Origin of the sequence: Parafrankia sp. Ea1.12, from assembly GCF_900465275.1 — a bacterium.
GTDB lineage: Bacteria > Actinomycetota > Actinomycetes > Frankiales > Frankiaceae > Parafrankia > Parafrankia soli.
In genome coordinates this window covers 67968-94912 of record NZ_UBIZ01000678.1, presented here as the reverse complement: position 1 = coordinate 94912, position 26945 = coordinate 67968, and the positions used below count along the sequence as shown (strand labels likewise).

General features: G+C 74.4%; 26 protein-coding genes and 1 pseudogene. 10 read left to right on the top strand and 17 right to left on the bottom strand.

The features are described 5' to 3' along the window. On the top strand, positions 1-353 hold a 353-nt coding region (locus FMEAI12_RS35295), incomplete at its 5' end, for a zinc ribbon domain-containing protein (RefSeq protein WP_146776852.1). A gap of 139 nt (positions 354-492) precedes the next feature. Here FMEAI12_RS35295 and allB read toward each other — a convergent pair. The 4 genes from allB to FMEAI12_RS35275 are packed head-to-tail and all read right to left on the bottom strand — an operon-like array spanning position 493 to position 5699. Continuing rightward, positions 493-1905 carry an allantoinase AllB gene (gene allB / locus FMEAI12_RS35290; protein ID WP_112109351.1) on the bottom strand — a complete coding sequence of 471 codons (1413 nt, stop codon included), beginning with the start codon at positions 1903-1905 and terminating at the stop codon, positions 493-495. A gap of 4 nt (positions 1906-1909) precedes the next feature. Next, complete coding sequence (gene pucD / locus FMEAI12_RS35285; protein ID WP_112109364.1) at positions 1910-4282, bottom strand: xanthine dehydrogenase subunit D; 2373 nt, start codon at positions 4280-4282, stop codon at positions 1910-1912. Beyond that, complete coding sequence (locus FMEAI12_RS35280) at positions 4279-4803, bottom strand: (2Fe-2S)-binding protein (protein WP_235015103.1); 525 nt, start codon at positions 4801-4803, stop codon at positions 4279-4281. The genes pucD and FMEAI12_RS35280 overlap by 4 nt, the downstream gene beginning before the upstream one ends. Then, positions 4800-5699: a xanthine dehydrogenase family protein subunit M gene (locus tag FMEAI12_RS35275; RefSeq protein ID WP_112109350.1), complete on the bottom strand. Its 900-nt coding sequence runs from the start codon at positions 5697-5699 to the stop codon at positions 4800-4802. Before FMEAI12_RS35275 ends, FMEAI12_RS35280 begins: the two co-directional genes overlap by 4 nt. A gap of 293 nt (positions 5700-5992) precedes the next feature. Here FMEAI12_RS35275 and FMEAI12_RS35270 point away from each other — a divergent pair, with 293 nt between their 5' ends. Together FMEAI12_RS35270 and FMEAI12_RS35265 are read left to right on the top strand one after the other, a co-directional pair. Then, the gene (locus FMEAI12_RS35270; RefSeq protein WP_112109349.1) at positions 5993-7054 is read left to right on the top strand and encodes an aromatic ring-hydroxylating dioxygenase subunit alpha; all 1062 of its coding nucleotides are present in this window, start codon (positions 5993-5995) and stop codon (positions 7052-7054) included. A gap of 47 nt (positions 7055-7101) precedes the next feature. After that, positions 7102-8397 (top strand): ATP-binding protein, encoded by a 1296-nt coding sequence (locus tag FMEAI12_RS35265; protein WP_235015101.1) that lies wholly within the window; start codon positions 7102-7104, stop codon positions 8395-8397. A gap of 8 nt (positions 8398-8405) precedes the next feature. On the opposite strand, the gene FMEAI12_RS35260 is transcribed toward FMEAI12_RS35265, so the two are convergent. From FMEAI12_RS35260 to FMEAI12_RS35240, 5 genes are all read right to left on the bottom strand, one after another. Then, positions 8406-10331 (bottom strand): adenine deaminase C-terminal domain-containing protein, encoded by a 1926-nt coding sequence (locus FMEAI12_RS35260; protein ID WP_112109348.1) that lies wholly within the window; start codon positions 10329-10331, stop codon positions 8406-8408. 280 nt (positions 10332-10611) lie between these two features. After that, entirely contained in the window at positions 10612-11466 is an 855-nt protein-coding gene (locus tag FMEAI12_RS35255; protein ID WP_112109347.1) for an ABC transporter permease, read from the bottom strand. Next, the gene (locus FMEAI12_RS35250; protein WP_112109346.1) at positions 11463-12227 is read right to left on the bottom strand and encodes an ABC transporter permease; all 765 of its coding nucleotides are present in this window, start codon (positions 12225-12227) and stop codon (positions 11463-11465) included. Before FMEAI12_RS35250 ends, FMEAI12_RS35255 begins: the two co-directional genes overlap by 4 nt. Beyond that, positions 12224-13081 carry an ABC transporter ATP-binding protein gene (locus FMEAI12_RS35245; RefSeq protein WP_112109345.1) on the bottom strand — a complete coding sequence of 286 codons (858 nt, stop codon included), beginning with the start codon at positions 13079-13081 and terminating at the stop codon, positions 12224-12226. Before FMEAI12_RS35245 ends, FMEAI12_RS35250 begins: the two co-directional genes overlap by 4 nt. Continuing rightward, positions 13078-14106, bottom strand: coding sequence for an ABC transporter substrate-binding protein (locus FMEAI12_RS35240; RefSeq protein WP_112109344.1), 1029 nt, complete (start codon positions 14104-14106; stop codon positions 13078-13080). The genes FMEAI12_RS35245 and FMEAI12_RS35240 overlap by 4 nt, the downstream gene beginning before the upstream one ends. A gap of 478 nt (positions 14107-14584) precedes the next feature. Here FMEAI12_RS35240 and FMEAI12_RS35235 point away from each other — a divergent pair, with 478 nt between their 5' ends. The 4 genes from FMEAI12_RS35235 to FMEAI12_RS35220 all read left to right on the top strand — a co-directional run bounded on the left by FMEAI12_RS35235 (position 14585) and on the right by FMEAI12_RS35220 (position 17513). After that, the gene (locus FMEAI12_RS35235) at positions 14585-14887 is read left to right on the top strand and encodes an urease subunit gamma (RefSeq protein WP_026239939.1); all 303 of its coding nucleotides are present in this window, start codon (positions 14585-14587) and stop codon (positions 14885-14887) included. 14 nt (positions 14888-14901) lie between these two features. Then, positions 14902-15243: an urease subunit beta gene (locus FMEAI12_RS35230; RefSeq protein ID WP_071060462.1), complete on the top strand. Its 342-nt coding sequence runs from the start codon at positions 14902-14904 to the stop codon at positions 15241-15243. Further along, positions 15240-16967, top strand: a complete 1728-nt coding sequence (locus tag FMEAI12_RS35225; protein ID WP_112109343.1) for an urease subunit alpha — start codon at positions 15240-15242, stop codon at positions 16965-16967. Before FMEAI12_RS35230 ends, FMEAI12_RS35225 begins: the two co-directional genes overlap by 4 nt. Before the next feature lie 201 nt (positions 16968-17168). Next, positions 17169-17513 carry a cell division protein SepF gene (locus FMEAI12_RS35220; RefSeq protein ID WP_071060395.1) on the top strand — a complete coding sequence of 115 codons (345 nt, stop codon included), beginning with the start codon at positions 17169-17171 and terminating at the stop codon, positions 17511-17513. Here the strand turns inward: FMEAI12_RS35220 and FMEAI12_RS35215 are convergent. Together FMEAI12_RS35215 and FMEAI12_RS35210 are read right to left on the bottom strand one after the other, a co-directional pair. Beyond that, the gene (locus FMEAI12_RS35215; protein ID WP_112109342.1) at positions 17494-18411 is read right to left on the bottom strand and encodes a phytanoyl-CoA dioxygenase family protein; all 918 of its coding nucleotides are present in this window, start codon (positions 18409-18411) and stop codon (positions 17494-17496) included. The two genes, FMEAI12_RS35220 and FMEAI12_RS35215, sit on opposite strands and share 20 nt — an antisense overlap. Positions 18412-18516: 105 nt before the next feature. Next, complete coding sequence (locus tag FMEAI12_RS35210) at positions 18517-18777, bottom strand: hypothetical protein (RefSeq protein ID WP_071060393.1); 261 nt, start codon at positions 18775-18777, stop codon at positions 18517-18519. A 245-nt stretch (positions 18778-19022) separates the two neighbouring features. Between FMEAI12_RS35210 and FMEAI12_RS35205 the strand changes: the two genes are divergently transcribed. Then, positions 19023-19718 (top strand): urease accessory protein UreF, encoded by a 696-nt coding sequence (locus tag FMEAI12_RS35205; protein WP_235015099.1) that lies wholly within the window; start codon positions 19023-19025, stop codon positions 19716-19718. Between the two features lie 13 nt (positions 19719-19731). Here FMEAI12_RS35205 and FMEAI12_RS35200 read toward each other — a convergent pair whose 3' ends face one another. From FMEAI12_RS35200 to FMEAI12_RS35190, 3 genes are read right to left on the bottom strand one after another with little or no spacing between them, the layout of a single operon-like run. Further along, positions 19732-20352 (bottom strand): TetR/AcrR family transcriptional regulator, encoded by a 621-nt coding sequence (locus tag FMEAI12_RS35200; protein ID WP_112109362.1) that lies wholly within the window; start codon positions 20350-20352, stop codon positions 19732-19734. Next, on the bottom strand, positions 20349-21281 hold the full coding sequence (locus FMEAI12_RS35195) for a TlpA disulfide reductase family protein (RefSeq protein ID WP_112109340.1): 933 nt from the start codon (positions 21279-21281) through the stop codon (positions 20349-20351). Before FMEAI12_RS35195 ends, FMEAI12_RS35200 begins: the two co-directional genes overlap by 4 nt. Further along, a complete protein-coding gene (locus tag FMEAI12_RS35190; protein WP_112109339.1) occupies positions 21196-21594 on the bottom strand; it encodes a hypothetical protein in 399 nt (132 codons plus the stop codon). Before FMEAI12_RS35190 ends, FMEAI12_RS35195 begins: the two co-directional genes overlap by 86 nt. 183 nt (positions 21595-21777) lie before the next feature. Here FMEAI12_RS35190 and ureG point away from each other — a divergent pair, with 183 nt between their 5' ends. Both ureG and FMEAI12_RS39065 read left to right on the top strand, forming a co-directional pair. Further along, entirely contained in the window at positions 21778-22515 is a 738-nt protein-coding gene (gene ureG / locus FMEAI12_RS35185) for an urease accessory protein UreG (RefSeq protein ID WP_020463153.1), read from the top strand. Beyond that, positions 22512-23411, top strand: a complete 900-nt coding sequence (locus tag FMEAI12_RS39065; protein WP_160144388.1) for an urease accessory protein UreD — start codon at positions 22512-22514, stop codon at positions 23409-23411. The genes ureG and FMEAI12_RS39065 overlap by 4 nt, the downstream gene beginning before the upstream one ends. Before the next feature lie 57 nt (positions 23412-23468). Here the strand turns inward: FMEAI12_RS39065 and FMEAI12_RS35175 are convergent. From FMEAI12_RS35175 to FMEAI12_RS35165, 3 genes and pseudogenes are all read right to left on the bottom strand, one after another. Further along, positions 23469-24557: pseudogene (locus FMEAI12_RS35175) on the bottom strand (glycosyltransferase); the annotation flags it as partial. A gap of 115 nt (positions 24558-24672) precedes the next feature. Then, positions 24673-25335, bottom strand: a complete 663-nt coding sequence (locus FMEAI12_RS35170) for a response regulator transcription factor (RefSeq protein ID WP_112109361.1) — start codon at positions 25333-25335, stop codon at positions 24673-24675. Between the two features lies 1 nt (position 25336). Beyond that, complete coding sequence (locus FMEAI12_RS35165) at positions 25337-26893, bottom strand: cell wall metabolism sensor histidine kinase WalK (RefSeq protein WP_235015097.1); 1557 nt, start codon at positions 26891-26893, stop codon at positions 25337-25339. Positions 26894-26945 lie beyond the last annotated feature (52 nt).

The following is a 26945-nucleotide window of genomic DNA, read 5'->3' as shown; positions in this document are numbered from 1 at the left end:
ACCAGCCGGGCCGCAATGTTCGCCAGAAAGCCGGACTGAACCGGGGCATCCTCGCCAACGGCTGGGGTCTGCTTGCCCGGCGGTTGGAACAGAAAGCACCCGGCCGGGTGGAGAAGATCCCGGCCGCCTACACCAGCCTGTGTTGCTCGTCCTGCGGGCATGTGGCGCCCGGGAACCGCGAGAGCCAAGCGGTGTTCCGGTGCGTCGCCTGCGGGCACACGACCAACGCGGACGTGAACGCGGCATGCAACATCGCGGCTGGACGGGCCGTGACCACGCGGGGAGGGGCGGCGTCGGTCACGCCCGCGAACCGCGAACCTCAACACTCCACACCTCCTCTGGTGGGTGTGTAGGAGTTGGAATCCCTCGCGTTCACGCGGGGGAGGACGTCAAGCGTGCGGGCTCCTTCTTCTGCTCGGGCTGCTCAGGCGGACAGGACGGGCTGCTGGACACGGGCGCAGGCCCGCGACGAGCCGGGGCGCGGCTGGTGGGTCACTGGGCGAGCAGCCGGCCGCGTGCGGGCCGGTCGCCGTCCGCCCGCCGGCCCCGCAGGTAGGTCGCCAGAACGAGGCCGTCAAGCGTTCGCCCAGCGTAGGGCGTGAGCGGATGGCGGTGGTGCAGCAGGGACGGCTCGACGACGAACGTGGCGTCAGGGTCGAAGATCACAAGGTCGGCGTCGGCGCCGACGGCGATGCGTCCCTTGGTGCCGCTCGGTGCGGCGCCCGCCCCGCCGGTGCCGAGCCCCGGCGCGCCCAGCCCGACCAGGTCGGCGGGGCCGGAGCACATCCACCGGACGACGTCGACGAGGCCGTGCCCGCGGCGGCGTGCCTGGGTCCACACCGCGGCCAGGCCCAGCTGGACGGAGGCGATGCCACCCCAGGCCGTCCCGAAGTCACCGGTCTCGACGGATTTCAGCGCCGGGGTGGCTGGCGAGTGGTCGGTGACGACGCCGGCGAACAGGCCGGCGGCCAGGCCGTCCCAGAGCCGGTCCAGGTTCGCGCGTTCCCGGATGGGCGGCGCGCACTTGAAGACGGTCGCGCCGTCGGGGACCTCCTCGGCGGTGAAGGTCAGGTAGTGCGGGCAGGTCTCGACGGTCATGGGCAGGCCGGCCTCGCGGGCGGAGACGACGTCGTCGAGCGCCTGGGCCGCCGCCAGGTGCAGGACGTGCAGACGCGCGCCCGTCGAGGCGGTGAGCGCCGCGAGCGAGGCCACCGCGGCCTTCTCGGCGGCCGGCGGGCGGGAGCGCAGCCAGCTGGCGAACGTGCGGCCGGCCGCCTCAGGCGCCTCTGCGAGCACGGAGGGCGACTCGGCGTGGACGACGGTGAGGGCGTCCATCCGGGCGGCGTGCCGGGAGGCGGCGGCGAGCACGTCGAGGCTCACGTGCGGGAACTCCTCGACCCCTGAGGGTGCCAGGAACGCCTTGAACCCGAACACGCCGGCGTCGTGCAGCGCGGCGAGGTCGTCGAGCCGGCGGGCGTCGGCGCCGATGATCCCGCCCCAGAAACCGACGTCGACGGCGACCCGGCCCTCGGCCGCCGCCCGCTTGGCGGCCAGCGCGTCCAGCGAGGTGGTGGGGGGGATCGAGTTCAGCGGCATGTCGATGATCGTCGTCACGCCGCCGGCCGCCGCGGCCCGGGTGGCGCTGGCGAAGCCCTCCCACTCGGTCCGGCCGGGTTCGTTGACGTGGACATGCGTGTCGACCACGCCGGGCATGAGCACGAGGTCGCCGAGATCGGTGACGGCGACGCCGGATGGCACCTCGCCCGGCGCGGTGACCGCGGTGATCCGGCCGTCGACGACGTGGACGGCCGCGGGGCACTCGCCGTCGGGCAGTACGACCCGACGCGACCGGATCACCTCGACGGCGTCCGGCGGCGTCGCGATACCGGCCTGCCCACCACTCATCCGCTCATCCGCGTTCCATCTCCCCAGGCTGCCCCCAGGCTGCCTTATTCCCCAGATACGGAGCACCGCCCAGCGGATCGACCGGATCCGCGAGATCGACGAGGTCCACCGGGCGGACCGGTACCCGGCGCAGGTCCCGCCCGACCGCCGCCCGGACGGCGGCGAGGACCGCGGCGGTCGCCGTGCAGGTCGGGGTCTCCCCGACGCCCTTCACCCCGTAAGGCGCGTCCGGCTGCGGGTGGGTGAGTGCCACGAAGTCCAGCGCGGGGACGTCCGCCGTGGTGGGCAGCAGGTAGTCGTGCAGCGTCGGGTTGGTCACCACGCCGCCCACGGTCACCAGCTCCTCCATCACGGCCAGGCCGAGTCCCTGGGCGGTGCCGCCCTCGACCTGCCCGCGCAGCGACAGCGGGTTCAGCACGGTGCCGCAGTCCTGCGCGAGCGCCATCGACACGACGCGGACGAGCCCGAGGTCGAGGTCGACGTCCACCACGGCCCGGTGCGCCGCCGCGGCGAAGGCCACGTGCGGATCGCCCTGACCGTGCGCGTCCAGCGCGGTGGTGCGCCGGTGGTGGAAGGTGTGCTCGGCTTCGACCGGTCCCGCGGCGAGCGCCTCGGCCAGCGTGAGCCGGGTCCCCGTCTCGGCGCCGACGATCTCACCCCCGGTGATCACCAGGGCGCGCCGGGGTGCCTCGACGACCTCCGGCGGCAGGCCCAGCCGACGTGCCACCCGGGCCAGCAGCCGGTCGACCACCGCCACGCACGCACCGCGCACGGCGCCGCCGCTCATCCAGGTCTGGCGGGACGCGCTCGTCGACCCGGCGCTGCCCACCCCGGTGTCGGCGGGGCGCAGCACGACCTCGTCGACACCGAGCTCGGTCCGCGCGATCTGCCCGGCGACCGTGACGAACCCCTGGCCGACCTCGGCACACGCACTGTGGATCGTGGCGACCGGCCGGCCGTCCGCGCCAAGCTCGAGCCGCGCCCGCGCGGTGGAGGAGTCGTCGAAGCCCTCGGAGAACAGAAGGTTCTTGTAGGCCAAGGCGTATCCGACGCCGCGGCGGACGCGGGCGAGGTCCGCGTGCGCGCCGCGCCCCCCGGGACGGGCCGTCACCGGCGAGGCGGCGGTGAGCGCCGCCGGCAGCGGGCGCGCCGCGACCGCCTCGATCGCCTCCCGCGCCGGCAGCGGCGGCCCGAGGACCTGACCGGTGGGCAGGACGTCGCCGGGCCGCAGTGCGTTGCGCACCCGCAGCTCGACCGGGTCCATCCGGAGGCGGTCCGCGAGCCGGTCCATCTGCGCCTCGTGTCCGATCGTGACCTGCGGGACCCCGAACCCGCGCATCGCCCCGCACGGCGGGTTGTTGGTGCGCACGACGAGCCCGTCCAGCCGCGTGTTCGGCACCCGGTACGGCCCGGCGGCGTGCGTGACGGCGTTGGCGATCACCGCGGGGGACGACGACGCGTACGCCCCGCCGTCCATGATGATCCGCGCGTGCACGCTGACCAGGTCACCCGCCTCGGTCGCGGTGTGGCGGAACCACATCCGGGCGGGATGGCGATGCGGATGGCCCAGGAAGGACTCGACCCGGTCGTAGGCGATGCGGACCGGCGTCCCGGTGGCCCGGGCGAGCAGCGCGCCGTGGACCTGCAGCGTGACGTCCTCGCGGCCGCCGAACGCGCCGCCGACGCCGGCGAGCTCGAGCCGGACCAGCTCCTCGGGCAGCCCCAGGCAGGCGGCGATCTGTTCGCGGTCGGAGTGCAGCCACTGGGTGGCCAGCCACATGTCGACGCCCCCGTCGGCGGCCGGCACGACCAGCGCCGCCTCCGGCGCGAGGAAGGCCTGGTCCTGCATGCCGACGAGGTAGCTGTCCTCGACGACCACCGGGCCGGCGGCGTCGGGATCGCCGTGTCTCAGGGTGATCTCACGGAACACGTTGCCGTCCGGGTGGAGCGGTTCGGCACCCGGCCCGGCGGCCACCTCGGGATCGACGAGGGGCGGCAGCGGCTCGTACTCGACCTCGACGGCCGCCAGCGCGCGCCGGGCGGTCGGCGCGTCGACCGCGGCGACGGCGGCGACCGGCTCGCCGGCGTAACGGGTCTCGGTGGCGGCGAAGACCGGCTGGTCGGCCACGATGAGGCCGTAGGTCGCCACACCGGGGACGTCCACCGCCGTCACCACCGCGGCGACTCCCGGGATGCGCAGGGCCGCGGCGGTGTCGACCCGCCGGATGCGCGCCCGCGGGTGGGGCGAGCGCAGGGTCCGGGCGTGCAGCATGCCGGGGGCGCTGAGGTCGCCGGCGTAGACGAACGTCCCGCCGGCCTTGGCCAACCCGTCGGGACGGAGCACCGACCCCCCGACGCCTCGCGCCCGGCCGGTCATGCCCACCCGGGCGGGCCGCCCCGCCCCGCCTGGACGGCGCGGACCGCCGCGAGGATGCGGCCGTACCCGGTGCACCGGCAGATGTTGCCCGCCAGTGTCTCCTGAATCTCATCCTCGTCGGCGCCCGGTCGGCGGGCGAGCAGGTCGGTGACCGCCACGACCAGGCCTGGGGTGCAGAAGCCGCACTGGACCGCCCCGTGCGCGACGAAGGCGGCGCGCACCGCGGCGGCCGGCCCACCCGGGCCCAGCCCGGCCACGGTGACCACGCGGGCGTCGGCGGCGTCGGCGGCGAGGACGGTGCAGGCCGTGACCAGCCGGCCGTCCAGCAGCACCGAGCAGGCCCCGCACCGGCCCTGCTCGCAGGCGTCCTTCACGGAGGTGACGTCGAGCCGCTCCCGCAGGACCGTCAGCAGCGACTCCTCGAGCCGCGCCCCGGTAACGGCGCGCCGGGCGCCGTCGATGCTCAGGTGGTAGGAAAGCCGGCGCTCCCCGCCCAGAGGACCAGGCACGCCGCCGCTCACGGGGCGCTCTCACGCCGCGGCGCCGACCGGGCCGTGAGGCATCGAGCGAAGGCCCGGGCGGCCAGCACGCCGGCCGCGTGCACCCGGTACTCCAGGGGATGGCGCGGGTCCTCTCCCAGCGGCGGCGCCGCGCGGACACCGGCCGCGGCCAGCTCACCGAAGCGCCGTGCCAGGGCGGCCGGGGCCGTCCCGGTGGACCAGTCGACGTCGGCGGCGGCCAGCCGCTCGGCCTCGGCCACCCGCCACGGCCGGGCAGCCACGCCGCCCACGGCGCAGCAGACCCGCTCGCGGACCCGGTCGACGAGCAACGCGCAGGACACCAGCGACGGGAACGCGGCCTGCCGGCCACCGATCTTGAGGTAGGTCTGCGGGCCGCTCGGGCGGGGCACCCGGACCGCCGTCACCAGCTCGCCCGGCAGGCGGCCGGCGCTCAGGAAGTCGTCCAGGCCCGCGGCACGCGACCCGTCCTCGGAGGTGAGCAGTACCTCGGCCTGGGCCGCGGTGAGGAACGTGAGGAGGTCGCCGCGCGGGTTGGCGGAGCCGAGCGCCCCGCCGACCGTCCCGCAGTTGCGGATCTGGACGGACCCGACCACCCGGGACGTCGCCGCCAGGCCGGGCGAGAGTGACCATCCGGCCAGCTCGGTGTAGGTGACCCCGGCGCCGATCGTGAGGGTGTCCGCGCCTGCCCCGCGCACCCGCAGCTCCAGCACCCGGCGCAGCGCGACGATCGCCGCCGGCGGGCGCGTCCCGGTGCGCAGCGCGGGCACCAGATCGGTGCCGCCGGCCAGCAGCTCGACCGGCCGGCCCGCCCGTGCCTCGGCGGCGAGGGCGGCGACGGCCTCGCCGACCGTCCCGGGCCGGTGCAGAGCGGTGGACGGACCGCCGGGCGTCGTCATGGGCCCGACGATAGTGGTGGGACGTTACGTCGATGTTCAACGAACACTGCTCTACGTATCTTTGTGTTCACTGTTGAGAGTCGCCGGAGGCGACCCGGTACGCACGGACGACGACCACCCCTCGAAATGTCACGGAGTGACACACATCGGGCGCCCGCCCGAAACCCCGGATCGCTTCGGTGATGGGATGGCGCCGAGAACCGGAGCCGACCGGAGTCGACCGGAGCCGAGACCGGAGCGAAGACAGGGACGGATACCGGAGCGGGAGATCTGACCGCCGGGAGGCAAACTCGATGACCGGTCGCCTGACCAACACCGACCCGGCGCTGCGGCACGGCTGGCACCCGGTCGCCCGGTCGTCCGAGCTCGCCGACGAGCCGATCGCCGTCCGGCTGCTCGGCGAGCCGTGGGTGCTGGCCCGGCTCGACGACCAGGTGGCAGCCTTCGCCGACCGGTGCCCGCACCGGCTCGCCCCGCTGTCGGCGGGACGGGTCGAGGGCCACGAGATCATCTGCGGCTACCACGGATGGCGGTTCGTCGCGTCCGGGGAGTGCACCGCGGTACCGGCGCTCGGCCCGGGGATACCGGCGCCGCGGCGGGCCCGCGCCATCCCGCCGTGGGGGGTGACCGAGCGGCACGGGCTGGTGTGGATCGCGCCCGCGGAGCCGTTCGCCGACATCATCGAGCTGCCGGAGGCGGCCGAGGACGGGTTCGACGACGCCTGGCTGCCCGCCGCGCGCACGACGGCCTGCGCCGGCCTGCTCGCCGACAACTTCCTCGACACCGCGCACTTCCCGTTCGTGCACGCCGCCACCATCGGCGCCGGCGAGGAGACCGTCGTCGCGCCGTACCGGGTGGACGCCGACGGCGACGGCTTCCTGGTCCGGATGGATCAGGAGGTCGCCAACCCGGAGGATCCGGGGGTCGCGGCCGGGCTCCGCCCGCTCATCCAACGCCGCACGTCGACGTACGTGTACCGCCCGCCGTTCATGCTGCGGCTGCGGCTGGAGTACCCCGACGCCGGGATCACCAACACGATCCTGTTCTGCCTGCAGCCCGAGGACGCCGCCGCGACCCGCGTCTACACCCGCATCCTGCGCGACGACCTGGACGGTGATCCCGCCCGGCTGGCCGAGGCCGTCCGCTTCGAGCAGGCGGTGCTCGACGAGGACCTCGCCCTGCAGGAGCGCTTCACCGTCGACGGACTCCCTCTGATCTCCGGGGACGGGGGGACGGCCGCGGAGGTCAGCATCCGCGCGGACGCGGCTGGCGTGGCGCTGCGCCGGGTGCTGGCCGCTGTCGTCGCCAGGGCAGCCCGCGGCTCTCCCACCAGGGCAGCGGATATCCGACACTGAAGCCGGCACGGCGGACGACGGCACCGACCTACCATGTGATCAGGCAGGTGGCCGACGTGACAGTGGCCGACATGAAGGGGGCCTACGTGACAGTGGCCGACTTCGCCGCGAGCGTCTCGGCGGCGAGCTGGGACGACCTTGACCCGCGCGAGTTCGACCGGTTGCGCCGGCTGGTCGGTGCCGCCGGGGGCCGCGGCGACAGCACGCTCGCCGCGATGTCGGACGAGCAGATCGCGCGGTCACTGGGCGTCGCGCTGGTCGAGGACGGCCGCACCCACCTCTGCGCGGGGGCGGTGCTGCTGTTCGGGCAGCCCGAGGCGCTGCGGGCGCACGTGCCGAACCACGAGGCCGCCATCCAGGTCATCGGGCCGGAGACCGGCGAGCCCACGGACGGGATGAACGACTTCTTCCGCTGGCCGCTGCTGCGTCTCACCGAGGAGCTGCTGGCCCGTTTCCGGGCCCGCAATCCCGAGCGCGAGATCCGTTACGAGCTGGTGCGCACCGGCGTGCCCGCCTACGCCGAGCAGGCGTTCCGCGAGCTGCTCGCCAACGCCTTCGTCCACCGCGACTACACCGCGGCCGGTGCCGTCCACGTGCAGTGGACCGGTGAGGGCGTCGAGATCTCCAGCCCCGGTGGCTACGCCGACGCGGTGCACGACCCCGCCGCTCGGCTGCTCGCGCGGCCCCCGCGGCCGCGCAGCCCGCTGCTGGCGGACGCGTTCCGCCGGGCGGGGATCACCGACCGCTCCGGACGGGGGATCCGCCGGGCGCACGCCGCCCAGCTCCGCAACGGCCTGGCCGCGCCGGACCACACCGGCTCGACCGCCGACACCGTGGTCGCCGTGTTGCCCAGGCAACCCGCGGATCTCGCGTTCGCGCTGTTCGCCGTCGGCCGCGAGTACGGCGGACGTCCGCTGGCGCTGCCGGACCTGCTGGTTCTCACCGCCGGGCTGGGCGGGCGCACGCTGCGGACGGCCGACGTCGCCGAGCTTCTCGGCACCGACAAGGACCGGGCACGCCGGCACCTGACGGACATGGTTCACAACGGCCTGATGGACGTCGCCAGCGGAGGCGGCGTGCGGATCTGGGTGCCGTCCGCCCAGGTACGCCGCGCGCTGCGGGATGACGCGAGCCAGCTGCACGCGCGTTCGCCGCGCCCCGCGCGGCGCGGCGAACGCGCCGGGTCCACGACGGCGGCCGCGGACGCGCCGCGCGGCTCCGCGACGGCGGCCAGCGCAGGCGCGCCGCGAGGGTCGGCAGCCGCGGCGCACCCCGCGCTGCGGGGCTGGGCCATCCCGGAGGGCGGCCCGGCGCTGCCGGCGCGGCGCGTCTCGGACGGCTGACCACCGCGTCAGGGCCGGACGTACAGCTCCCTGCCGAGCTGGGCGATCAGACGAAGCGGCGAGGCGAGCCGGCAGCCGAGGTCGCGGGCCGCGGTGTCGACGGCCGCGAGCTGGCCGAGCACCGCCTCCCAGGGGGCGTCGCTCATCAGGCCCGCCACCGGCAGCGGGCAGGCGGCCAGCACCCAGCCGCGCTCGACGACGACGAACCCGCCCCCCATCCCCTCCAGCGCCCGGGCCGCGGTCAGCATGTCCGCGTCGCCGGCACCGACGATCACCACGTCGCCGGGGGCGGCCCCGGCGGTCGTTCCCAGCGCCCCCCGGGTGAGCCCGAGGCCGCGAACCATCCCGACCCGCACGCGGTCGGCCCGGCCGGACCGGTCGAGCACCGCCGACTTGAGCAGGTCTCGGGACGGGTCGGCGACGACGACGCCGTCACGCAGGGTCGGTTCCACCCGGGTGACGGTCACCCGCGGCGGCTCCCCGCCCGCGCCGAGCGGCCCGAGCCCGACCGAGGACGCCGAGACCCTCGAAACCCCGATCGGGGCCGCCGGGCTGGTGGCGACGGCGGGGGCCCGCACGTCGACGATGGTGAGTCGGGTGTCGCGCCGGCCGCTCCAGTGCATGCAGGGTGAGGTGAACGAACCGGTGTAGAGGCCGGCGGGCAGGCGCACCGAGGATGACGCCCACATCGGGGCCACGTCGAAGTTGTCGAACAGCGCGCGGCCGCGCTCGGCCGCGATCCGCCCACCGGCCACCACGACGTCCGGGGGGAGCCGCGCGGTCAGGTCCTGCACGATCTGCAGGTCGGCGAGCCGGGCCGGAGCGATCGAGCCGAGCACGTGGTCGAGGCCGAAGGCGCGCGCGGGGGTGAGGGTGGCGTCCCGGACGACACGGACGGCGGCGCCGCCCGCTCGGATCTCCTCCCGTACCCGGTCGTCGAGGTGATCGGAGATCAGACCGCCACCCACCGGCGGCATCTCGGCTCCGGCGGGCCCGCCGACGAGATGGGCGGCGCCCGGCAGGAACGCGGCGGGCCCGGCGCTCCCGATGAACGGGCCGGGCACCCCCGTCAGCGGGCTCACCTGCCGGGGGACGGCACGCGCGACGTCCACGGCCTCGACGGCGGCCTGGTGCGGCGCGGTGGCCTCGTACGGCGTGGTCGCTTCATATGACCCGGTGGTGTCGTAGGGCGCGCTGCCCTCGTGCGGCGCGGCGGGACGGGACGGGCCGGCGAACCCGTCGCGGGTGCCGGCGGGGCCGCGGGGCAGGACACGCAGCGGTGTGCCGGTGCGCAGCACGAGCGAGCGGCCGCGCGGGCCGTGGATCTGCTCGATCTCGGCGAGGTCGGTCAGCACCGTCACCGTGCCGCGCGGGACGACGAGCCGGGCGAGCTCCCCCGGGCCGAGCAGCGTCCGCTCGACCGACGCGCGGGCGTCGACGTAGGCCGGGAGCACGAACCGGCCGGCCGCGTCCAGGCTGCGGCGGGCGCCCACGGCGCTCGGCCGGGTCACCGCGGCGATGTAGCGGCCGGCGATGAGAATGTCGCGCCGCATCATCTCGCCGGACTGGACGACGAAGACCACCCCGCCGCGGATCGCGAAGTCGGCCTCGGCGCGGCCGGTGGCGATGTCGCGCAGCCGCTCGAGCTCGTCCGGGGTGGGGGTGAGGGGCTCGCACAGCGGAGTGGGCACCGTCACCGGGCGGGGGGCCCGGCTGCCGCGCGCGGCGCCGGCGCGGCCGGGGACGGGCGTCGCCCGGCGGCGGCCGGGCACCCGCGCCACCGCGGGCGCGGCGAGCGGCGGAAGCGACCGCAACGGCCCGGCAGGCACCACCCCCGGCGCGGCCGGCCCTGGTGTCACCGGCACGGGTGCGGCCGGGAGCGCGTGGGAGGGGACGGCGTCGACCGTACGGTCGACGTCCCGCTCAGCGGTCATGACGCCCTCCGGAACTCACCGGTCGACGCCGCCGACCGCCCGGCCACGGACCCGCGCAGCGAGCCCCGCGGCGGCCGGGCCGACCTCGACCCCGCCACGACGCGACCACACCCGCACGTTCCGACGCATTGCTGTACAACCGCATTCTCGTACGGGAGCGACACGTCGCGTGGTGGGGTGTCAGGAAGCAAGCAGTGCCAGGTGCGCCACATCACAGCCCGTGACCTGCGGTTGCGCACTCGGACGGCCGCCGGCTGCCCGCCGCGGGGTGCCACGCCGCTCACCCGCGCCGGGTCGGGTCGGGCCCGTACCGGGCGAGCACGACGGCCTCGGCGAGGCCCACCAGGGCGTGGACCGCGACACTGGCGGCGGTGATCACGACCACCGAGGCCCACACCCCGCCGTAGTCGAACGTCTGTTGCGCGCGTTGCATGAAGTAGCCCAGGCCCTTGCCGGTGGCCAACCATTCCGCGAGCAGCGCGCCGATGATCGCGCCAGGTACCGAGATGCGCGCCGAGACGAACAGCGCGGGCAGGGAGCTCGGGAGCGCCACCTTGCGCAGCACCGTGAACGGCCCGCCGCCGTGGGCGACGACGAGGTCGGCGGCGGCCGCGGGCCCGGAGCGCAGCCCGAACACCAGGTTCACCAGGGACGGGAAGAACACGACGATCCCGGCGATCACCGAGACCGCCAGCAGGCCGCGGCCGAAGACGAGGGTGAGCAGCGGTGTCATCGCGACCAGGGGCACCGAGCGCAGCATCATCGCCACCGGCATCAGCGACTGCTCGACCGCGCGGTTCAGCACGAACGCGACGGCCACGCCGAGCGCGGCGAGGGTGCCGGCGACGTAGCCGACCGCGGCGTCGCCGAGGGTGTGCCACAGGCCGTCCAGGATGACGGAACGGTTCTGGGCGGCGTCCGGCTCGGTGAACAGGTACTTCCAGACCGCCCCGGGGTCCTTGGCGACGAGGGCGTTGAGGTCGAAGACCTCGATGAAGGCGTACCAGAGCCCGACGATCACCGCGGTGGACGCGACGACCGAGAGCAGGGTCCGCCCGGCCCGCGCGGCAATCGCCCCCGCCACCCGGCTGCCACGGCCGCCGGACGATGCGGTGTCCGGCGTCACGGTGCTCATCGGGCGCCTCCAGGGTTACCGCGGGGGGCCCAGGGCGTCAGCAGCCGGGCCAGCAGCGCGGTCAGGGCGTAGCCGAGACCGGCGATGGTGGAGGCGACCAGGGCCAGCGCCCAGGTGCGCGGCACCTCCAGTGCCTGCTGCGAGTTGACCATGGCGATCCCGAGGCCGCGGTCGGCGCCGAGGAACTCGCCGATGATCGCACCCAGGATCGCGGCCGGCGCGGCGATCTGCAGCGCCGCGAAGGTGCTCGGCAGGGCTGCGCGCAGCCGGACGTAGCGCATCTGGTGGACGACGCCGCCGCCGCTGGCCCGGATTACGTCGAGGCTGGCCGGGTCGGCCGCGCGCAGGCCGAGCAGGGTGCCGACCAGCGTCGTGAAGAACACCGAGATCCCGGCCAGCGCCTTCTGCGGCGTGCTGCCGTCGAAGACCGTGGTCAGGATCGGGCCGATCGCGATGATCGGCAGGCAGTAGGAGGCCACCCCGATCTGGAGCAGCACCCGCTCGACGACGGGGACGCCGAAGAACAGCACCGCGAGGCCGATCGCCAGGCCGTTGCCGACGAGCCAGCCCTGGGCCGCGATCGACACGGTCGACCGGGCGGACGTCCAGAGCAGGCGATGGTCGTCCCCCAGGGCACGGACGACCTCCCAGGGCGTGGGCACGACGCTTCCGCGGTCGAGCAGCGTGACGGCGAGCAGCCACCACACGGCGACCAGGCCGACGACGCCGATCGTCCCGCCGAGCCACGCGGGCCGGGTCATCCGGCCTCCCCTGCCGTCGGGCCGGTACCGGCGAACAGGAGCGTGGACAGCTCGTCGTGCAGCTCGTGGAACCGGGCGGTGCGCAGCATCTCCGGGGTGCGCGGGCGCGGCAGGTCGATGTCGACGCGCGCCGCGATGCGCCCGGGGCGGGCGGTCATCACCGCGACGGTGTCGGAGAGGATGACCGCCTCGGGGATCGAGTGGGTCACCAGGATGGTGGTCGTCGAGCGTTCACTCCAGATGCGCAGCAGCTCGAAGTTCAGGCGCTGGCGGGTCATGTCGTCGAGGGCGCCGAACGGCTCGTCGAGCAGCAGCACCTTGGGCTGCACGACGAGGGCGCGGGCGATCGCGACCCGCTGGCGCATGCCGCCGGAGAGCTGCGCGGGCCGGGCCCGCTCGAAGCCGGTCAGCCCGACGAGAGCGATCAGGTCGCTGATGACCTTGCGTTCGGCCTTCAGGCCGCTGACCTCCAGCGGCAGCCGGATGTTCGCCTCGACCGACCGCCAGGGCAGCAGGGCGGCGTCCTGGAAGGCGATGCCGAGGTGGTGCGCCCGGCGGGCCACCGACGGCGCCTCGCCGTGCACCAGCGCCGTCCCGGCCGTCGGGGCGTCCAGGTCCGCCAGGATCCGCAGCACGGTGGACTTGCCGCAGCCCGAGGGGCCGATCAGGGTCAGGAACGAGCCCTCCGCCGTCGCGAGGTTGACGTCGCCGAGGGCCACGACGCGACCGCGGCCCATGCGGAACTCCCTGCCGAGCCCGGTCACGCTCACACCGGACCCGTCGGGCGCGGCCGGCGGGGTCGGCGGGGTCGGGGCAGAGGCGGGTTCCGGTGTGGGCGTGGCCGATGTCGTCATACGAGATCAGGCTTCTCCTCGTAGAGCTCCTTGATGATGGACAGGTCGAACAGCTCCTCGGCGGTGATGCTCACGCCCGCGATCCCGAGGGTGTCGATGTTCTCCTCGACAAGCTTGTCGGTGACCGTGAACAGGCCGTTCGCCTTCGTGTCGGCGGTGAGGATGAGAGCGTTCTGGTCCTTGCTCTCCAGGGTCTGCTCCTCCTCGTCCAGGCCGAGGTCCTTTCCGTAGACGGTCGCCGCCAGGTGCGCGCCGAGCGCGGGATCGGCCAGCGAGTCCTTCCATCCGCGGATCTCGGCGGTGAGTGCGGCCTTGATCTTGTCCCGTTCCTTGTCGATGGACTCGGTACGGACCATGTAGGTCTCGGAGACCAACGGGTAGTTGTGGTCTGCGAGCAGGAAGGTCGTCACCTCGAAACCCTTGACGCGCAGCAGGTTCGGTTCGTTCGTGACGAAGGAGAACCAGCCGTCCACGGTGCCCGTGGTGAGCGGGAGCGGGTCGAACTCGACCGGCACCTTTTCGATCGACTTCGGGTCGATCTTGTTCACCTTGAGGAACGCCGTCCACACACTCTCATTGGTCGCCTGCACGCCAATCCTCTTGCCGATCATCTCCTGGGGGCCGGCGATGGGCTTGTCCGCCATGGAGACGATCGCGAACGGGTTCTTCTGGTACTGCGCGCCAACGATCTTGATCGGTGCGCCGTTGAGGATGGCGTTGCCGGTGATGTCGGGGGCGGAGATGCCGATGAACGCCTTGCCGGTCGCGACGTCGGTGTCCTGTGGCGTCGCGGACGGGCCGCCGGCGATCATGTTGACGCCGGAGAAGCCGGCCGCCTTGTAGTAGCCCTTCTGATCCGCGATGTAGGCACCGGCGAACTCGGTGTTCTTGATCCAGGAAAAGCGGATGTCGAGGACACCGAAACCGCTGCCGGACGAGCCGCCGTCACTGCTGTCATCGCCGCACGCGGCGAGCAGGCCGCCGCCGCCGAGCGCGAGCAGCGCCGCCCCGGCCGTCGCCCCCATTCCCCCGCGCAGGAACCCGCGTCTGTCGAAACCCGTGCTGCTGCCTGTTGCCACCGAACCCCCATCGAACGCGCCCGCGACACCCCGTTCAGCCGTTCCCATCCGACCTGCCAGGCGGTTCCACGGACGCTAGAAAGCAGGAGTATCGGACCTATCGCGGTCACGTGAACAACCAGTTACCAGGCATCGGGACCCACGGTTCCCGGGACATCGGGCCATTTCACGATCCGGGCCACCGAATCCGAACACGGGGAGATCACCGACGCCATCTCGGTGGCACCGGCGGGAAACACCGGCGAAAAGGGAAACCGGGGGGCGGGCGCACCGGCCGGTCGAAATGACGATGTCCGCAAACCGGCGGCCGGGCCCCGCGCGAAGACGGCACGAAGTGGGCGCGAAGGGACGTCGACAGGGCTGGCACGCGGCCGGGGCGCGGGTGGTTCGGGCCGGCGGGCGGGTACGTGTAGGCTTCGCGCTCGTGCTGCTGAGCCCGCATGAACAGGAACGCCTGCTCATCCATGTGGCGGCCGGACTGGCCCGGGAACGCCGCGCACGCGGGCTGCGCCTCAACTATCCGGAGGCGACCGCGCTGCTCACCTCGTTCCTGCTCGAGGGCGCGCGGGACGGGCGTACCGTCGCCGATCTCATGGCGGCCGGGCGGGGCGTGCTGACCCGCGACGACGTCATGGAGGGCGTGCCGGAGATGCTGGCCGAGGTCCAGGTCGAGGCCACCTTCCCGGACGGCACGAAGCTCGTCACCGTCCACCAGCCGATCCCTTGATCCCCGGCGACCCCTTGATCCCCGGCGAGATCGTCACCGCGCCCGGCACGGTGCGGCTGAACCCGGGCCGGCCGACCCGGGTGCTGGTCGTGCGCAACACGGGCGACCGGCCCGTCCAGGTCGGGTCGCACTACCACTTCGCCGCCGCGAACCCGGCTCTCGACTTCGACCGCGAGGCCGCCTGGGGCTACCGGCTGGCCGTCGCGGCGGGCACCGCCGTCCGGTTCGAGCCCGGGGTCGAGCGCGAGGTCGAGCTGGTCGCCCTGGCCGGCGCCCGGGTCGTCCCGGGGCTGCGCCCGGAGTGGGCCGGCCCGCTCGACGGTGGCCGCGGTGACCGTAAGGGGAGCGGGGAGTGAGTGAGCTGGAGCGGTCCCGGTACGCCACCCTGTACGGGCCGACGGTGGGCGACCGGATCCGCCTCGCGGACACCGACCTGTTCATCGAGGTCACCGACGACCTCAGCCGCGGCCCGGGCGGCACGGCCACCGGCGACGAGGCGGTGTTCGGCGGCGGCAAGGTCATCCGCGAGTCGATGGGCCAGGCCCGCGCCACCCGCGCGCAGGGCGCACCCGATCTGGTGATCACCGGTGCGGTCGTGCTCGACCACTGGGGAGTCGTCAAGGCCGACGTCGGCATCCGGGACGGACGGATCAGCGCGCTGGGCAAGGCCGGCAACCCCGACACCATGGACGGCGTCCACCCGGATCTGGTGATCGGCCCCGGCACCGAGATCATCGCGGGCAACGGGAAGATCCTCACCGCGGGCGCGGTCGACACCCACGTCCACTTCATCTGCCCGCAGCAGGTCCCCGAGGCCCTCGGCACGGGCGTCACCACGCTCATCGGCGGCGGCACCGGGCCGGCGGAGGGCACCAAGGCGACGACCGTCACCGCGTCGCCGTGGAACCTGCACCGGATGATGTCCGCGATGGACGGCTGGCCGGTCAACGTCGCCCTGCTCGGCAAGGGCAACACGGTCAGCGAGGACGCGATGTGGGAACAGCTGCGCGCCGGCGCGGCCGGCTTCAAGCTGCACGAGGACTGGGGCACCACCCCGGCGGCCATCGACGCCTGCCTGCGTGTCGCCGATGCCTCGGGGGTGCAGGTGGCGCTGCATTCCGACACCCTCAACGAGGCCGGATTCGTCGAGGACACCCTCGCCGCGATCGCCGGCCGGGCGATCCACGCCTACCACACCGAGGGTGCCGGCGGCGGGCACGCGCCGGACATCATCACCGTCGCGTCGTTCCCGAACATCCTGCCGTCGTCGACGAACCCCACCCGGCCGCACACGGTCAACACCCTCGACGAGCACCTCGACATGCTGATGGTCTGCCACCATCTGAACCCGTCGGTGCCCGAGGACCTGGCGTTCGCGGAGAGCCGCATCCGGCCGTCCACGATCGCGGCCGAGGACATCCTGCACGACCTGGGCGCGATCTCGATGATCGGCTCGGACTCGCAGGCGATGGGCCGCATCGGCGAGGTCGTCACGCGGACCTGGCAGACCGCGCACGTCATGAAACGCCGCCGCGGCGCGCTGCCCGGCGACACGGTCGCCGACAACAACCGGGCCCGGCGCTACGTCGCCAAGTACACGATCTGCCCGGCGGTGGCGCACGGCCTGGACACCGAGATCGGGTCGGTGGAGGCCGGGAAGCTGGCCGACCTGGTGCTCTACGAGCCGGCCTTCTTCGGGGTGCGGCCGTCGCTGGTCCTCAAGGGCGGTTTCATCGCGTGGGCGGCGATGGGCGACGCGAACGCCTCGATCCCGACCCCGCAGCCGGTGCTGCCGCGGCCCATGTTCGGCGCCGCCCCCGGCCCGGCCGCGGCGAGTTCGCTGATGTTCGTCGCGCCCGCGGCGCTGCAGGACGGCCTCGACGAGCGGCTGGGCCTGGCGAAGCCGATGGTCGCCACGGCGGACGTCCGCCGGCGGGGCAAGGCGGACCTGCCGGAGAACACCGCGACGCCGGACATCCGCGTCGACCCGGACACCTTCACCGTGCGCATCGACGGCGAGGCGGTGGAGGCGGCTCCGGCCGCCGAGCTGCCCATGGCCCAGCGGTACTTCCTCTTCTGATCCTGCCTCTCATCCAGGGCCGGCGGCGCCCGCCGGGGATGGCGCGCGGCCGGGTTTTCGGACCTCCGGGGGCTTGACCCACGGCCGCCGCCGTGCCCGCAGCCTGTAGTGGTCCCGTCTCGGCGTGTCGCCGCCGGAACGCGGGGCCGGTCGGGAATCATGTGCTGTGCCGCCCTGGCCCGGCTCACGAAAGGCACCCCGATGGACGCGACCACGCCCCGAAAAGCCCGGGCCCGGGCCACCGTGCCCATCGTCGCGCCGACCAACTACAACGACTTCTCCCAGCCGGTGGACCGCCTGCGCGACGGCATTCCCATGCTGGTGGATCTCGAGCACGGCGGCGAGACCCTGGAACGCCGGTTCCTCGACTTCGCCGCCGGCGCCGTCTACGCCCTGGCCGGGCACATCGAACGGATCGCCCCGCACGCCTACCTCGTCGTACCGGCGGGCGTGGAGCTGCCCGCCGAGGACGTCCACCACCTGCGGGAGACGTACCTCGGGCGCGGCCACAGCACCGCGCCCGGCATCAGCGTGCGGCGTTCTTGACGAACTGCGGGCGGTAGGACGACTCGTCCCCGGCGAAGTACGAGCCGCGCACGTGCCGGCGCACGGCCGAGTCGTCGGTCGCCCGTGCCGCCGCGTGCCAGGTGTAGGCGTCGTGGAGCAGGACGTCGCCCCGGTCGGCGTACACCGCGATCTCGCCGGGGACCTTCTCGAACCCGAGCGGCATCTCGAACGGCGGCGGCGTGTCGGTGTACCCGCCGGCCGGGCGGGCGTCGGCCGGGACAGCCACACCGTTGATGTTGCGGTACGGGGCGGGTGTGGCCCACTGGTGGCTGCCGGGCACCATCCGCAGGAAGCCGTTCGCCGGGCTCGTCGCGTCGATGTGGATGGTGAACGCCAGCCCGGGCCAGACGTCCAGGCTGGGCATCGCCTGCCAGTCGGAGTGCCACCCGATGCGGCTGTAGCCGGACTCGCGGCCCGGGCGGGCGTCCTGGTAGATGATGCCGGCCTTGTCCGAGTCGTTCAGCCAGATTCCGGGGCCCGCCCCGGGACCGATCAGGTTACGGACGACGTCCACCAGCACCGGATGGGCCGCCGCCGCGCGCACGGACGGCGCGAGCTCCTCGACGTGCTCGACGTAGTTGACGAAGCGCGCGGCCTTGCCGGCGTCGTCGAGGTACTGGGTGGAGCCGTGGCGGGCGGGAAGAGCACCGGAGAGCACACCGGCCTGGGCGGCGGCGCACTCGGTCTCGATCTGGGTGGTGAGCGGCTCGCCCAGGACGCCGCGGAGGATCACGAACCCGTACCGCCGGTAGAACGCCACGATCTTGTCCAGATCGAGCTGGCCCGGATCGAGCCCGGCGGCCGCCACCGGCGGGGCGGCGTCCGTGGGCCGAAAGGCCCCCAGCTCGGCGAACGGTGTGAGCACGGACGATCCCATCGATTGCCTCCAGCGGCACGTCGGACGGTGCCGGACAGATGTCGGGCGGATGACTGGCGGTGTGGCCAGGTGCCTGACGATGTGAGCGGATGCCTGACGGCGTGGTCAGCGACGACCGGACCGGTGCGAGCTGGAGCCGCCGGCGGTGCCGCTCGAGCTCGACGTCCGCCGCTCGCACTCCCACTCGTGGTCGTCATCATCCCATTCGGCCACGTAGCCGGCCCGGCAGCTCGGCTTCGGCGGGCGGTCCGAGCAGGCGGCCAGTCCTGAGGACAGTCCCAGGACCGTGACCAGGGTGAGCGCGACTCGGGCGCGGATGCCCCCGAGCCGCGCGGGTCGCCCCGAGCTCAGAACAGACACGGTCATCCCCCATCTCCGACGCGGCCGGACCGCTGCCGGCCGCACTTCAGGCCTGCCGCCGGCTCCGCGGCGACGGCCGCAAACGCTGCCATATCCGGGAGCTCACGATGGTGGATCTGTCGCCGACGTGACCTGCTGCCGGACCCGGTCCGGCGGTCGATTGCGACGGCGCGCGCGATCCGGACCGGCGGCCCGGGCCGGGAGCACAGGGCGTGGTGGGCAAAGATAGGTGGATGGACGCGGACCCACCAATGACAGGTCACGTGGAGGCACGGGCAGCGCTGCTGCTCCTGGCCGACGGGCGTCTACCCGCCGGCGGGCATGCCCACTCCGGAGGCGTCGAGGCCGCCGTGCTCGACGGGAGCATCACCGGGCTCAGGGACCTCGCCGAGTTCCTTCGCGGCCGCCTCGCGACGTCCGGGCTGCTCGCCGCGTCCTTCGCGGCGGCGGTGTGCTGGTCGGTCCGTGCGGCCGGCCCCGCTACCGAGTTGGCGGCGGACGTCCTCGCCGTCTTCGAGGCCGAGGTCGACGCCCGCACGCCCTCGCCCGCCCAGCGGGCCGCCAGCCGCGCGCAGGGCCGCACCCTGATGCGGGTGGCCCGCGCGGCCTGGGCGGTCCCGGCGCATCCGGCGGCGCCACACCACTGTGTGGCGCTCGGCATCGTCGCCGCCGCGGCCGGGCTCGAGCCGCGGGACGCGGCGCTGGCGGCCGCCCACGCGTCCGTCAACGGCCCGGCGACGGCGGCCGTCCGCCTGCTCGGGCTCGACCCGCTGGCCGTCACCGGTGTCCTCGCCGAGATCGCCGCCGAGGTCGACCGCATCGCGGCGGCCGCCGACACGGCGTCGGCGCTGCGCGCCCCGGAGCGCCTGCCCGCCGGGAGCGCGCCCCAGCTGGACCTGCTGGCCGAACGGCACCGCACCGCCGAGGTCCGGATGTTCACCTCCTGATGGAGCCACCGGGTCAGCGGGCGGCGGGCCGCGCGCTGGCGGCGAAGGCCGCCGCGGTCAGCTCCCGGAAGCAGCGCAGGGCGCCCTCGCCCTCCAGATGACCGGAGATCTCCAGGCTGACCGCGCCGTGGGCGGCGGCGTGCAGGAGACGGGCGACCGGCTCCGGATCGTCGCCGCCGAGCAGCCCGGCGGCCATCGCGTCCCGCACCGCGTCGACGAGGACGGCCAGGCTCGCGCGCGCCACCTTCAGCGACTCCGGGCCGGGCTCGTAACCGGGCACGGCCCGCTCGAACATGACGGCGTAGAACGACCGGTCGGTGAGCGCGCTGCGCCGGTAGGCGTGGGCCAGCTCGTGCAGGCGGACGAGCGGGTCGGCTGCCACGACGGCCTCGAGCCGGGCCCGCAGCCGCTCGAACCCCTCCCGGTAGAGCGCGTCGGCCACGCCGTCCTTGCCGCCGAAGACCGTGTAGAGCACGGTGGTCGACGCGCCGATCGCCGTGGCGACACGCCGCATCGTCAGCGCCTGCGGGCCGGCGCTGACCAGCAGCTCGGCGGCCGCCTCGATCGCCTCACGCCGCAGCGCCTCCCCCGCCACGGCACGGGAACGGCGGACGGCGCCGTCCGCGACGCTCACCGGTCCACCCGCGGGCGCCGGCCGCCACCGCAACCCGACCCGGCCGCTTCGACGGGCGGGGGCGGTGCGGCGCCGGTCTCCTCCGCCTGCCAGTCCGGGAGCGGGCGGTAGATCGGGACGCCGTTCGCCTCCAGCTCGGCCCGCAGGTCGAAGTACTCCTGGCCGAACGGGTCGGCGCCGCGCAGCCGCATCGTCCCGCGCCGGATCGCCACCTGGTGGGGCGCCAGCCGACCCGCCTTCTCGAGGTAGACCGCCGCTGCCTCGATCTGGCCGGCGCGGTACAGATGGATCCCGATGGCGGCGGCCAGCCGGGCGCGCTGGTCGTCATCGGACGGCGGGCGCAGGTGCCGACGGACGTCCTCGGCGCCGAGCCCCGGTCGCCCGGTCGTCACCCATCTGCGCAGCGCCGCGAGCGCGCGGGCGGAGTCGATGCCGTTCATGGACCGGAAGGTGTCCGTCGCGGTCTGCGTGTCGGGCGGCCGGACGAGGCGGCCGGCCTCGTCGATCCAGAACACGGTCGGGACGTTGGTCAGGTTGTAGCGCCCGGCCAGCACCCCGTCGGTGTCGATCAACGCGGGATGGTTTCCGCCGGCGGCGTCGATCCACTCCCTGGCGGCCGCCGGGTCCGCGTCCAGCGCGACCGTGACCAGGGTGAACCCCTGATCGGCGAGCTCGTCGTGCTGGGCCGCCCAGGCCGGCAGGTCGTAGCGGCAGCCGCACCAGGACGCCCAGGCGACGACGGCGACCTTGCGCCCCCGCAGGTCCGACAGCGCGGTCAGCCTGCCCTCCAGGTCGGGCAGCGCCACGTCAGGCGCGACACCGGCGTCAGGCGCGACACCGGCGTCAGGCGCGACACCGGCGTCGGGGGCTCCGCCGTCGAGCAGGCCGCGCAGCTCGTGGCTGGCCGCCGCCGGGCCGAGCGCGGCCACCCCCCCGCGCCGCGTCGACCATGGCGAGCCGCCCGGTCAGCCCGGCGAACTCGGCGACGTCGATCCAGTCCTCCGCGCCGAGCCCCCGCTCCCCCGCGCCGAGCCGCCGCGCGGCGACGGACGCGGGGATGCAGACGTCGCCGCGGCACCACCCCTGTGGCCGCAGGCGCCACCCGAGCAGCCCGCCGCCCTCGGCCGGGCGGACGAGCACCCGCCCCGACCGGCCCGGGCCACCGGGCTCGACCCGCGCGTGCAGCAGGCTCGTTCGCCCGGCCTCCAGAACCGTCACATCCACTGTCTCGATCTCGTCCACCCATCGACCGTAACGCCGTTCCCAATAAAAAACAACGTTATCGATCTTCCGTTTCCATACTGTCGCAGCACGGGGCTACGCTGCGCAGGCCGGGCTGTGGTGCCAGCCCGGGGCGCGCGTGACTGCGCCGATCAGCACAGACCAGCGCCGACCAGCAAGACCCAGCGAGACGAGGAGCGACCGGTGCACCTGGAACACGATCGGCCTCTCGGCGGCGGGGGCGCGCCGGCCGCGTCCGGGGGCGCGGGCCCGCGCTGGCAGAGCCCGCCGGGCACGCCCGCCGGGCCGGCGCCCACCGACCGGGCCCTGCGGGTGGGGGTCGGCGGCCCGGTGGGAAGCGGGAAGACGGCCCTGGTGGCCGCGCTGTGCCGGGCGCTGGCCGGGCGGATCAGGCTCGGCGTGGTGACGAACGACATCTACACCACCGAGGACGCAGACTTCCTGCGCTCGGCCGGGGTCCTCGACCCGGGGCGCATCCGCGCGGTGGAGACGGGATGCTGCCCGCACACGGCGATCCGCGACGACATCACCGCCAACCTCGACGCGGTCGAGGATCTCGAGTCCGACCTCGGCCGGCTCGACCTCATCCTGGTCGAGAGCGGTGGCGACAACCTGACCGCGACGTTCAGCTACGGCCTCGTCGACCGGCAGATCTTCGTCATCGACGTCGCCGGCGGCGACAAGGTGCCCCGCAAGGGCGGGCCGGGCGTGGCCGGCAGCGACCTGCTGGTCGTCAACAAGACCGATCTCGCTCCGCTCGTCGGCGCCGACCTGGCCGTGATGGCCCGGGACGCGGCCGCGATGCGCGGCGGGCGCGCCGACCGCCCGGTGCTGTTCACCAGCCTCCGCTCCGACGCGGGAGCCTCGGACGTCGCCGACTGGGTCCTCGCCCAGCTGCCGTCGCCCGCCCGCCCGCAGTGAACTCGTCCGCAGCGAGCCCGCCCGCGGTCAGCCCGCACGTGGCGCCGTCCCGCACGACCGTTCGGGCGCGCGCCGCGCTCCAGGTCGAGCTGGACGGCGGCGGGACGGCCAGGATCACCGAGCTGCGCGCGGCGGTGCCCGTGCTGCCGCGGCGCACCGGCGGGTCGGGGCGCGTCGTGGTGGTCCACCTTGTGGGTGGTGCGGGTGGCCCGCTCGCCGGCGACGACCTGGGCCTGGACATCGTCGTCGGCGCCGGGGCGCACCTGGTGGTGCGGTCGGTGGCCGCGACCGTGGCCCTGCCCGGCCACGGCGCCGGGCCGTCGACGTTCGCGCTGCGGGCCCAGGTCGGGCCGGCCGCGACGCTGTCGTTCCTCCCGGAGCCGACGGTCGTCGCCCGGGGAGCCCGCCACCGGATGACCACCGAGATCATCCTGGCGGCGGACGCGCGGCTGCGGTACCGCGAGGAGATCATCCTTGGCCGCTTCGGCGAGCCGGGCGGCGACCTCGAGACCTCCCTCCGGGTGGACGTCGACCAGGCACCGGGCCCGGCGCCCACCACCGACGCCGGTACCGCCCCCGATCCCGCCCCCGGGCCGCGGAGACGGCCGCTGCTGCACCAGGAGCTGCGGCTGGGCCCGCACGTCCCGGGGGTGGCCGGGCCGGCGGTACTCGCCGGCGCCCGTGCCGTCGGGTCAGTCCTGGTCGCCGGGCCGGCGACCGGTCTCGAGCCGGTCACCGCCGCGGTAGGGGACAGTGTCGCCCTGATGCCCCTGGCCGGACCGGGGGTCCTCGTCTGCGCGCTGGCGGACGACGCCCTCGCCCTGCGCCGCCGTCTCGACTCCCTGGCCGGCGTCCTGACCGGCTCCCTGACCGACCCGCTTCCCGGCGGGAGCTGAGTAGGTGCGCCCCTTCCAGGCGGCGCCCCGGCCGGCGCGGTGCCGCCGGGCCGAGTCCATGGTCATGGCCAGGTAGAGGGCCGCGGTGAACGGCAGCGCGAGCGAGGAGAGCACGGGCTGGTCGTAGTACCGCAGCATCGGTCCGAACGTCGTGATCATGACCGACCAGGCGAGCAGCCCGGCGGCGGCCACCGCCACGTTTCCGGCGGCGATGCCGGCGATGGTCGCGACGACCGGGGCGACGAAGACCAGGCCGAGCCCGAGAACCGTGCCCACGAGTAGCAGCGGCGACCAGAACAACTGCGCGTAGGCGGTGCGCGCCACCATGTGCCACAGGTCCGCCAGCCGCGGGTACGGCCGGTGGCTGGAGACGTGGTCGGCGAGCCCGAGCCAGGTCCGCCCGCCGGACTTCTTGATCACGCGGGCCAGCGCGACGTCGTCGATCACCGCGTCCCGGATGGCGTCCAGCCCACCGGCGTCGGCGAGCGCCCGGCGGCGGACGAGCGAGCATCCCCCGGCGGCGGCGGCGACCCGCGAGTCCGGGTCGTTGGACCACCGGAACGGGTAGAGCATCGCGAAGAAGTAGACGAAGGATGGCACGATGAGGCGTTCCCATCCGGTGTTGACCCGCAGCCGCGCCATCTGCGAAACGAGATCAAGCCGGCGGGCCGTCGCCGCCCGGACGAGCTCGCGCACCGAGCTCGGATCGTGCGCGATGTCGGCGTCGGTCAGCAGCAGGAACTCGGGCGCGCCGGCCGCGGCGATGCCGTGCCGCAGCGCCCAGAGCTTGCCCGTCCAGCCGGCCGGCGGCTCGCTCGACCCGATGACGGTGAGCGCCACCGCCGCCTCGGGACGGGCCGCCGCCGCCCGCGCCGCCAGCTCCCGGGCCAGCTCGCCCGTCCCGTCGGTACTGGCGTCATCCACCAGAATGATGCTCAGGCACCCGGGATAGTCCTGCGCGAGCAGTGAGGGAAGCGTGTCGGGAAGGACGTCCGCCTCGTCACGCGCGGGGACCACGGCGACTACCGCCGGCCACTGTTCCGGTGGCGGTCCGTCGCCGGCGGGCAGCCTTTGATCGGTCCGCCAGAAGAATCCTCGGAACAGCGCCAGGAAAATCCAGGACGCGAGCGAGATCAGCGCAATCACCAGCAGTGGAAGCACGCCAGGGAGGATGCCACACAGCCGGCGCCGCCGGTATCCGAAGAAAGAATCGAGGGGTACCCGCCCGAATAATGTGGCAGGATGCGGCGAGCCGGGTCCGTCAGGCTTCCAGCCGATATCCCATCCCACGTACGGTGGTTATACAGTCCGCGCCGATCTTGCGGCGTAGATATCCGACGTAGACGTCCACGACGTTACTGCCCGGGTCGTAGTCGTAACCCCAGACCGCGGAGAGCAGCTGTTCGCGGGCCAGTACCTGGCCGGGGTGGCGCAGGAACGTCTCCGCGAGCACGAACTCCCGGGCCGTCAGGTCGACCGTCCGGCCGCCCACCTGGGCCCGGCGGGTACGCAGGTCGAGGCTGACCCCCCGGACCCGCAGGACGGTCGCCTCGGGCGCCCGGTCCGCCCGCAGCCGCAGCCGGATGCGCGCCAGCAGCTCCTCGAACCGGAACGGCTTGGACATGTAGTCGTCGGCACCGCCCTCGAGGGCGGCCACGGTGTCACGCACGCCGTCGCGCGCCGTCAGGACCACCACCGGCACGTCCACCCCGGCTCCGCGCAGCCGCCGCAGGACGGAGAAGCCGTCCATGTCGGGCAGGCCGAGGTCGAGGACGATCAGGTCGACCTCGCACCGCAGGGCGACCTCGAGCGCGGACGCGCCGTCACCGACGCAGACCGGCAGGAACCCGTTCGCACGCAGGCCCTTCTCGATGAACGAGGCGATCCGGTACTCGTCCTCGGCAATCAGCACCCGGTTGGCCATCTCAGTCCCGCCCCCCGGCCACAGCCCCGGCCCGGCCCGCGCCGCCTTGGCCGGCACCTGCCCGTCCCGCGCCGCTTTGGTCAGCCCGTCCCGCGCCACTCTGGCCGGCACCTGCCCGCGCCGTACCGGCCGGGCCACGGCGGGGCACCGTCAGCTCGAAGGTCGCTCCCTCGCCGGGCCCGCCGAGGACCTGGACGTCCCCGCCGTGCGCCACCGCGATCGCCCGCACGATCGCCAGGCCGAGCCCGGCGCCCTCGGACGTCCCGCGGCCCGGCCGGCCACGGGCGAACCGCTCGAAGATCCGGTCCCGGTCCTCGGGGGCGACCCCTGGACCCGAGTCGGCCACCCAGAAGCAGACCACGCCGGCACGCGGCCGGCAGCCGAGGCGCACCTCGTCACCCTCGCCCGTGTGCTGCACGGCGTTCTGCGCCAGTTGGACAAGCGCCTGCGTGATCCGGTGGCGGTCCATCACGGCCGTGCCCGAGCCGGCTTCCGCCAGCCGCCACCGCCGCGGCGCCAGCGCGCCGACCCTCGACAGCAGATCGTCGGTGAACGCGACAAGGTCGACATCCTCGACCCGCAGGAAGTCGGGCTGCCGGGCCTTCGCCAGGGTCAGCAGGTCGTCGACCATCCGGCTCATCCGGTCCAGCTCGTCGGTGACCAGGGCCACGGTCTCGATGCGCTCCGCCGGATCGTCGGAGAGCAGCTCCAGGTGCCCGCTGATGATCGTGATGGGGGTGCGAAGCTCATGGCCGGCATCATCGACGAACGCGCGCTGGGTCGCGAAGGCGTCCTCCAGGCGGTCGAGCATGCTGTTGAAGGTGCGCGCCAGTTCGGCGATCTCGTCCCGGCCCGCCACGGGGATGCGCCGGGAGAAGTCCGTGTCACTGATGGCCTGGGCGGTGCGCCGCAGCTCCCGCACCGGCGCGAGCACCCGGCCGGCCACCAGCCACCCGCCGGCACCGGCCAGAGCCAGGGCCGCGAACCCGGCGATCGCCAGCACCCGGACCACCTCCTGTACCTCGGCCCGCTCGCGGTCCACGAAGACGGCAGCGGCGAACACGCCCCGCTCCGGGGCCCCCGCCACCTGGACCGGGACGGTGGCGAACCGCACCTCACCCGCCGGCGTCGTGATCGTCCCGTACCGCGGCTGCGGGCCCGCGACGAAGGCCGCGACCACCCGCGGGTCGTTGTCCAGCCGATAGACAGGCTCCTCGGCGCTGCGCCGGAACGGCCGGCCGTCGACGAGCGCGAGCATGGTCTCGTTGGACCCCGGGATGGTGCGCTCCAGGTGCGCCTCGAGCAGCTCGCGCACGTCGGAGAAGGGCCGGGACGTCCGCGGGTCGACGCTGGCGGTCGCGAGGCGGCGCAGCTCGGCGACCTGGCGGGCCAGGCCCCGGTCGACCCGCTCGTCCGCCCTGGCGAGGAGTACCTCGCGCGAGACCAGCACCGACCCGGCGAGCGCGACCGCCACCAGCAGCACCTGCCAGCCGAGGATGTGCAGGCGTGCGGAGGTCGCGACATGGCGCACGACGCGGCGCGTCCGGGACAGCCTCACGACCTACCAGCCTGGTCGACGGATCCCCCGGCACGCATGTGCGCTGGATGAG

Coding starts and splice junctions, on each gene's coding strand:
- FMEAI12_RS35250 (WP_112109346.1), bottom strand. CDS start 12,227: ATGACCCGGCCCGCGTGGCTCGGCGGGACGATCGGCGTCGTCGGCCTG.
- FMEAI12_RS35270 (WP_112109349.1), top strand. CDS start 5,993: ATGACCGGTCGCCTGACCAACACCGACCCGGCGCTGCGGCACGGCTGG.
- pucD (WP_112109364.1), bottom strand. CDS start 4,282: ATGACCGGCCGGGCGCGAGGCGTCGGGGGGTCGGTGCTCCGTCCCGAC.
- FMEAI12_RS35260 (WP_112109348.1), bottom strand. CDS start 10,331: ATGACCGCTGAGCGGGACGTCGACCGTACGGTCGACGCCGTCCCCTCC.
- allB (WP_112109351.1), bottom strand. CDS start 1,905: ATGAGTGGTGGGCAGGCCGGTATCGCGACGCCGCCGGACGCCGTCGAG.
- FMEAI12_RS35170 (WP_112109361.1), bottom strand. CDS start 25,335: ATGGCCAACCGGGTGCTGATTGCCGAGGACGAGTACCGGATCGCCTCG.
- FMEAI12_RS35275 (WP_112109350.1), bottom strand. CDS start 5,699: ATGACGACGCCCGGCGGTCCGTCCACCGCTCTGCACCGGCCCGGGACG.
- FMEAI12_RS35215 (WP_112109342.1), bottom strand. CDS start 18,411: ATGGGATCGTCCGTGCTCACACCGTTCGCCGAGCTGGGGGCCTTTCGG.
- FMEAI12_RS35220 (WP_071060395.1), top strand. CDS start 17,169: ATGGACGCGACCACGCCCCGAAAAGCCCGGGCCCGGGCCACCGTGCCC.
- FMEAI12_RS35205 (WP_235015099.1), top strand. CDS start 19,023: ATGACAGGTCACGTGGAGGCACGGGCAGCGCTGCTGCTCCTGGCCGAC.
- FMEAI12_RS35240 (WP_112109344.1), bottom strand. CDS start 14,106: ATGGGGGCGACGGCCGGGGCGGCGCTGCTCGCGCTCGGCGGCGGCGGC.
- FMEAI12_RS35245 (WP_112109345.1), bottom strand. CDS start 13,081: ATGACGACATCGGCCACGCCCACACCGGAACCCGCCTCTGCCCCGACC.
- FMEAI12_RS35255 (WP_112109347.1), bottom strand. CDS start 11,466: ATGAGCACCGTGACGCCGGACACCGCATCGTCCGGCGGCCGTGGCAGC.
- FMEAI12_RS35210 (WP_071060393.1), bottom strand. CDS start 18,777: ATGACCGTGTCTGTTCTGAGCTCGGGGCGACCCGCGCGGCTCGGGGGC.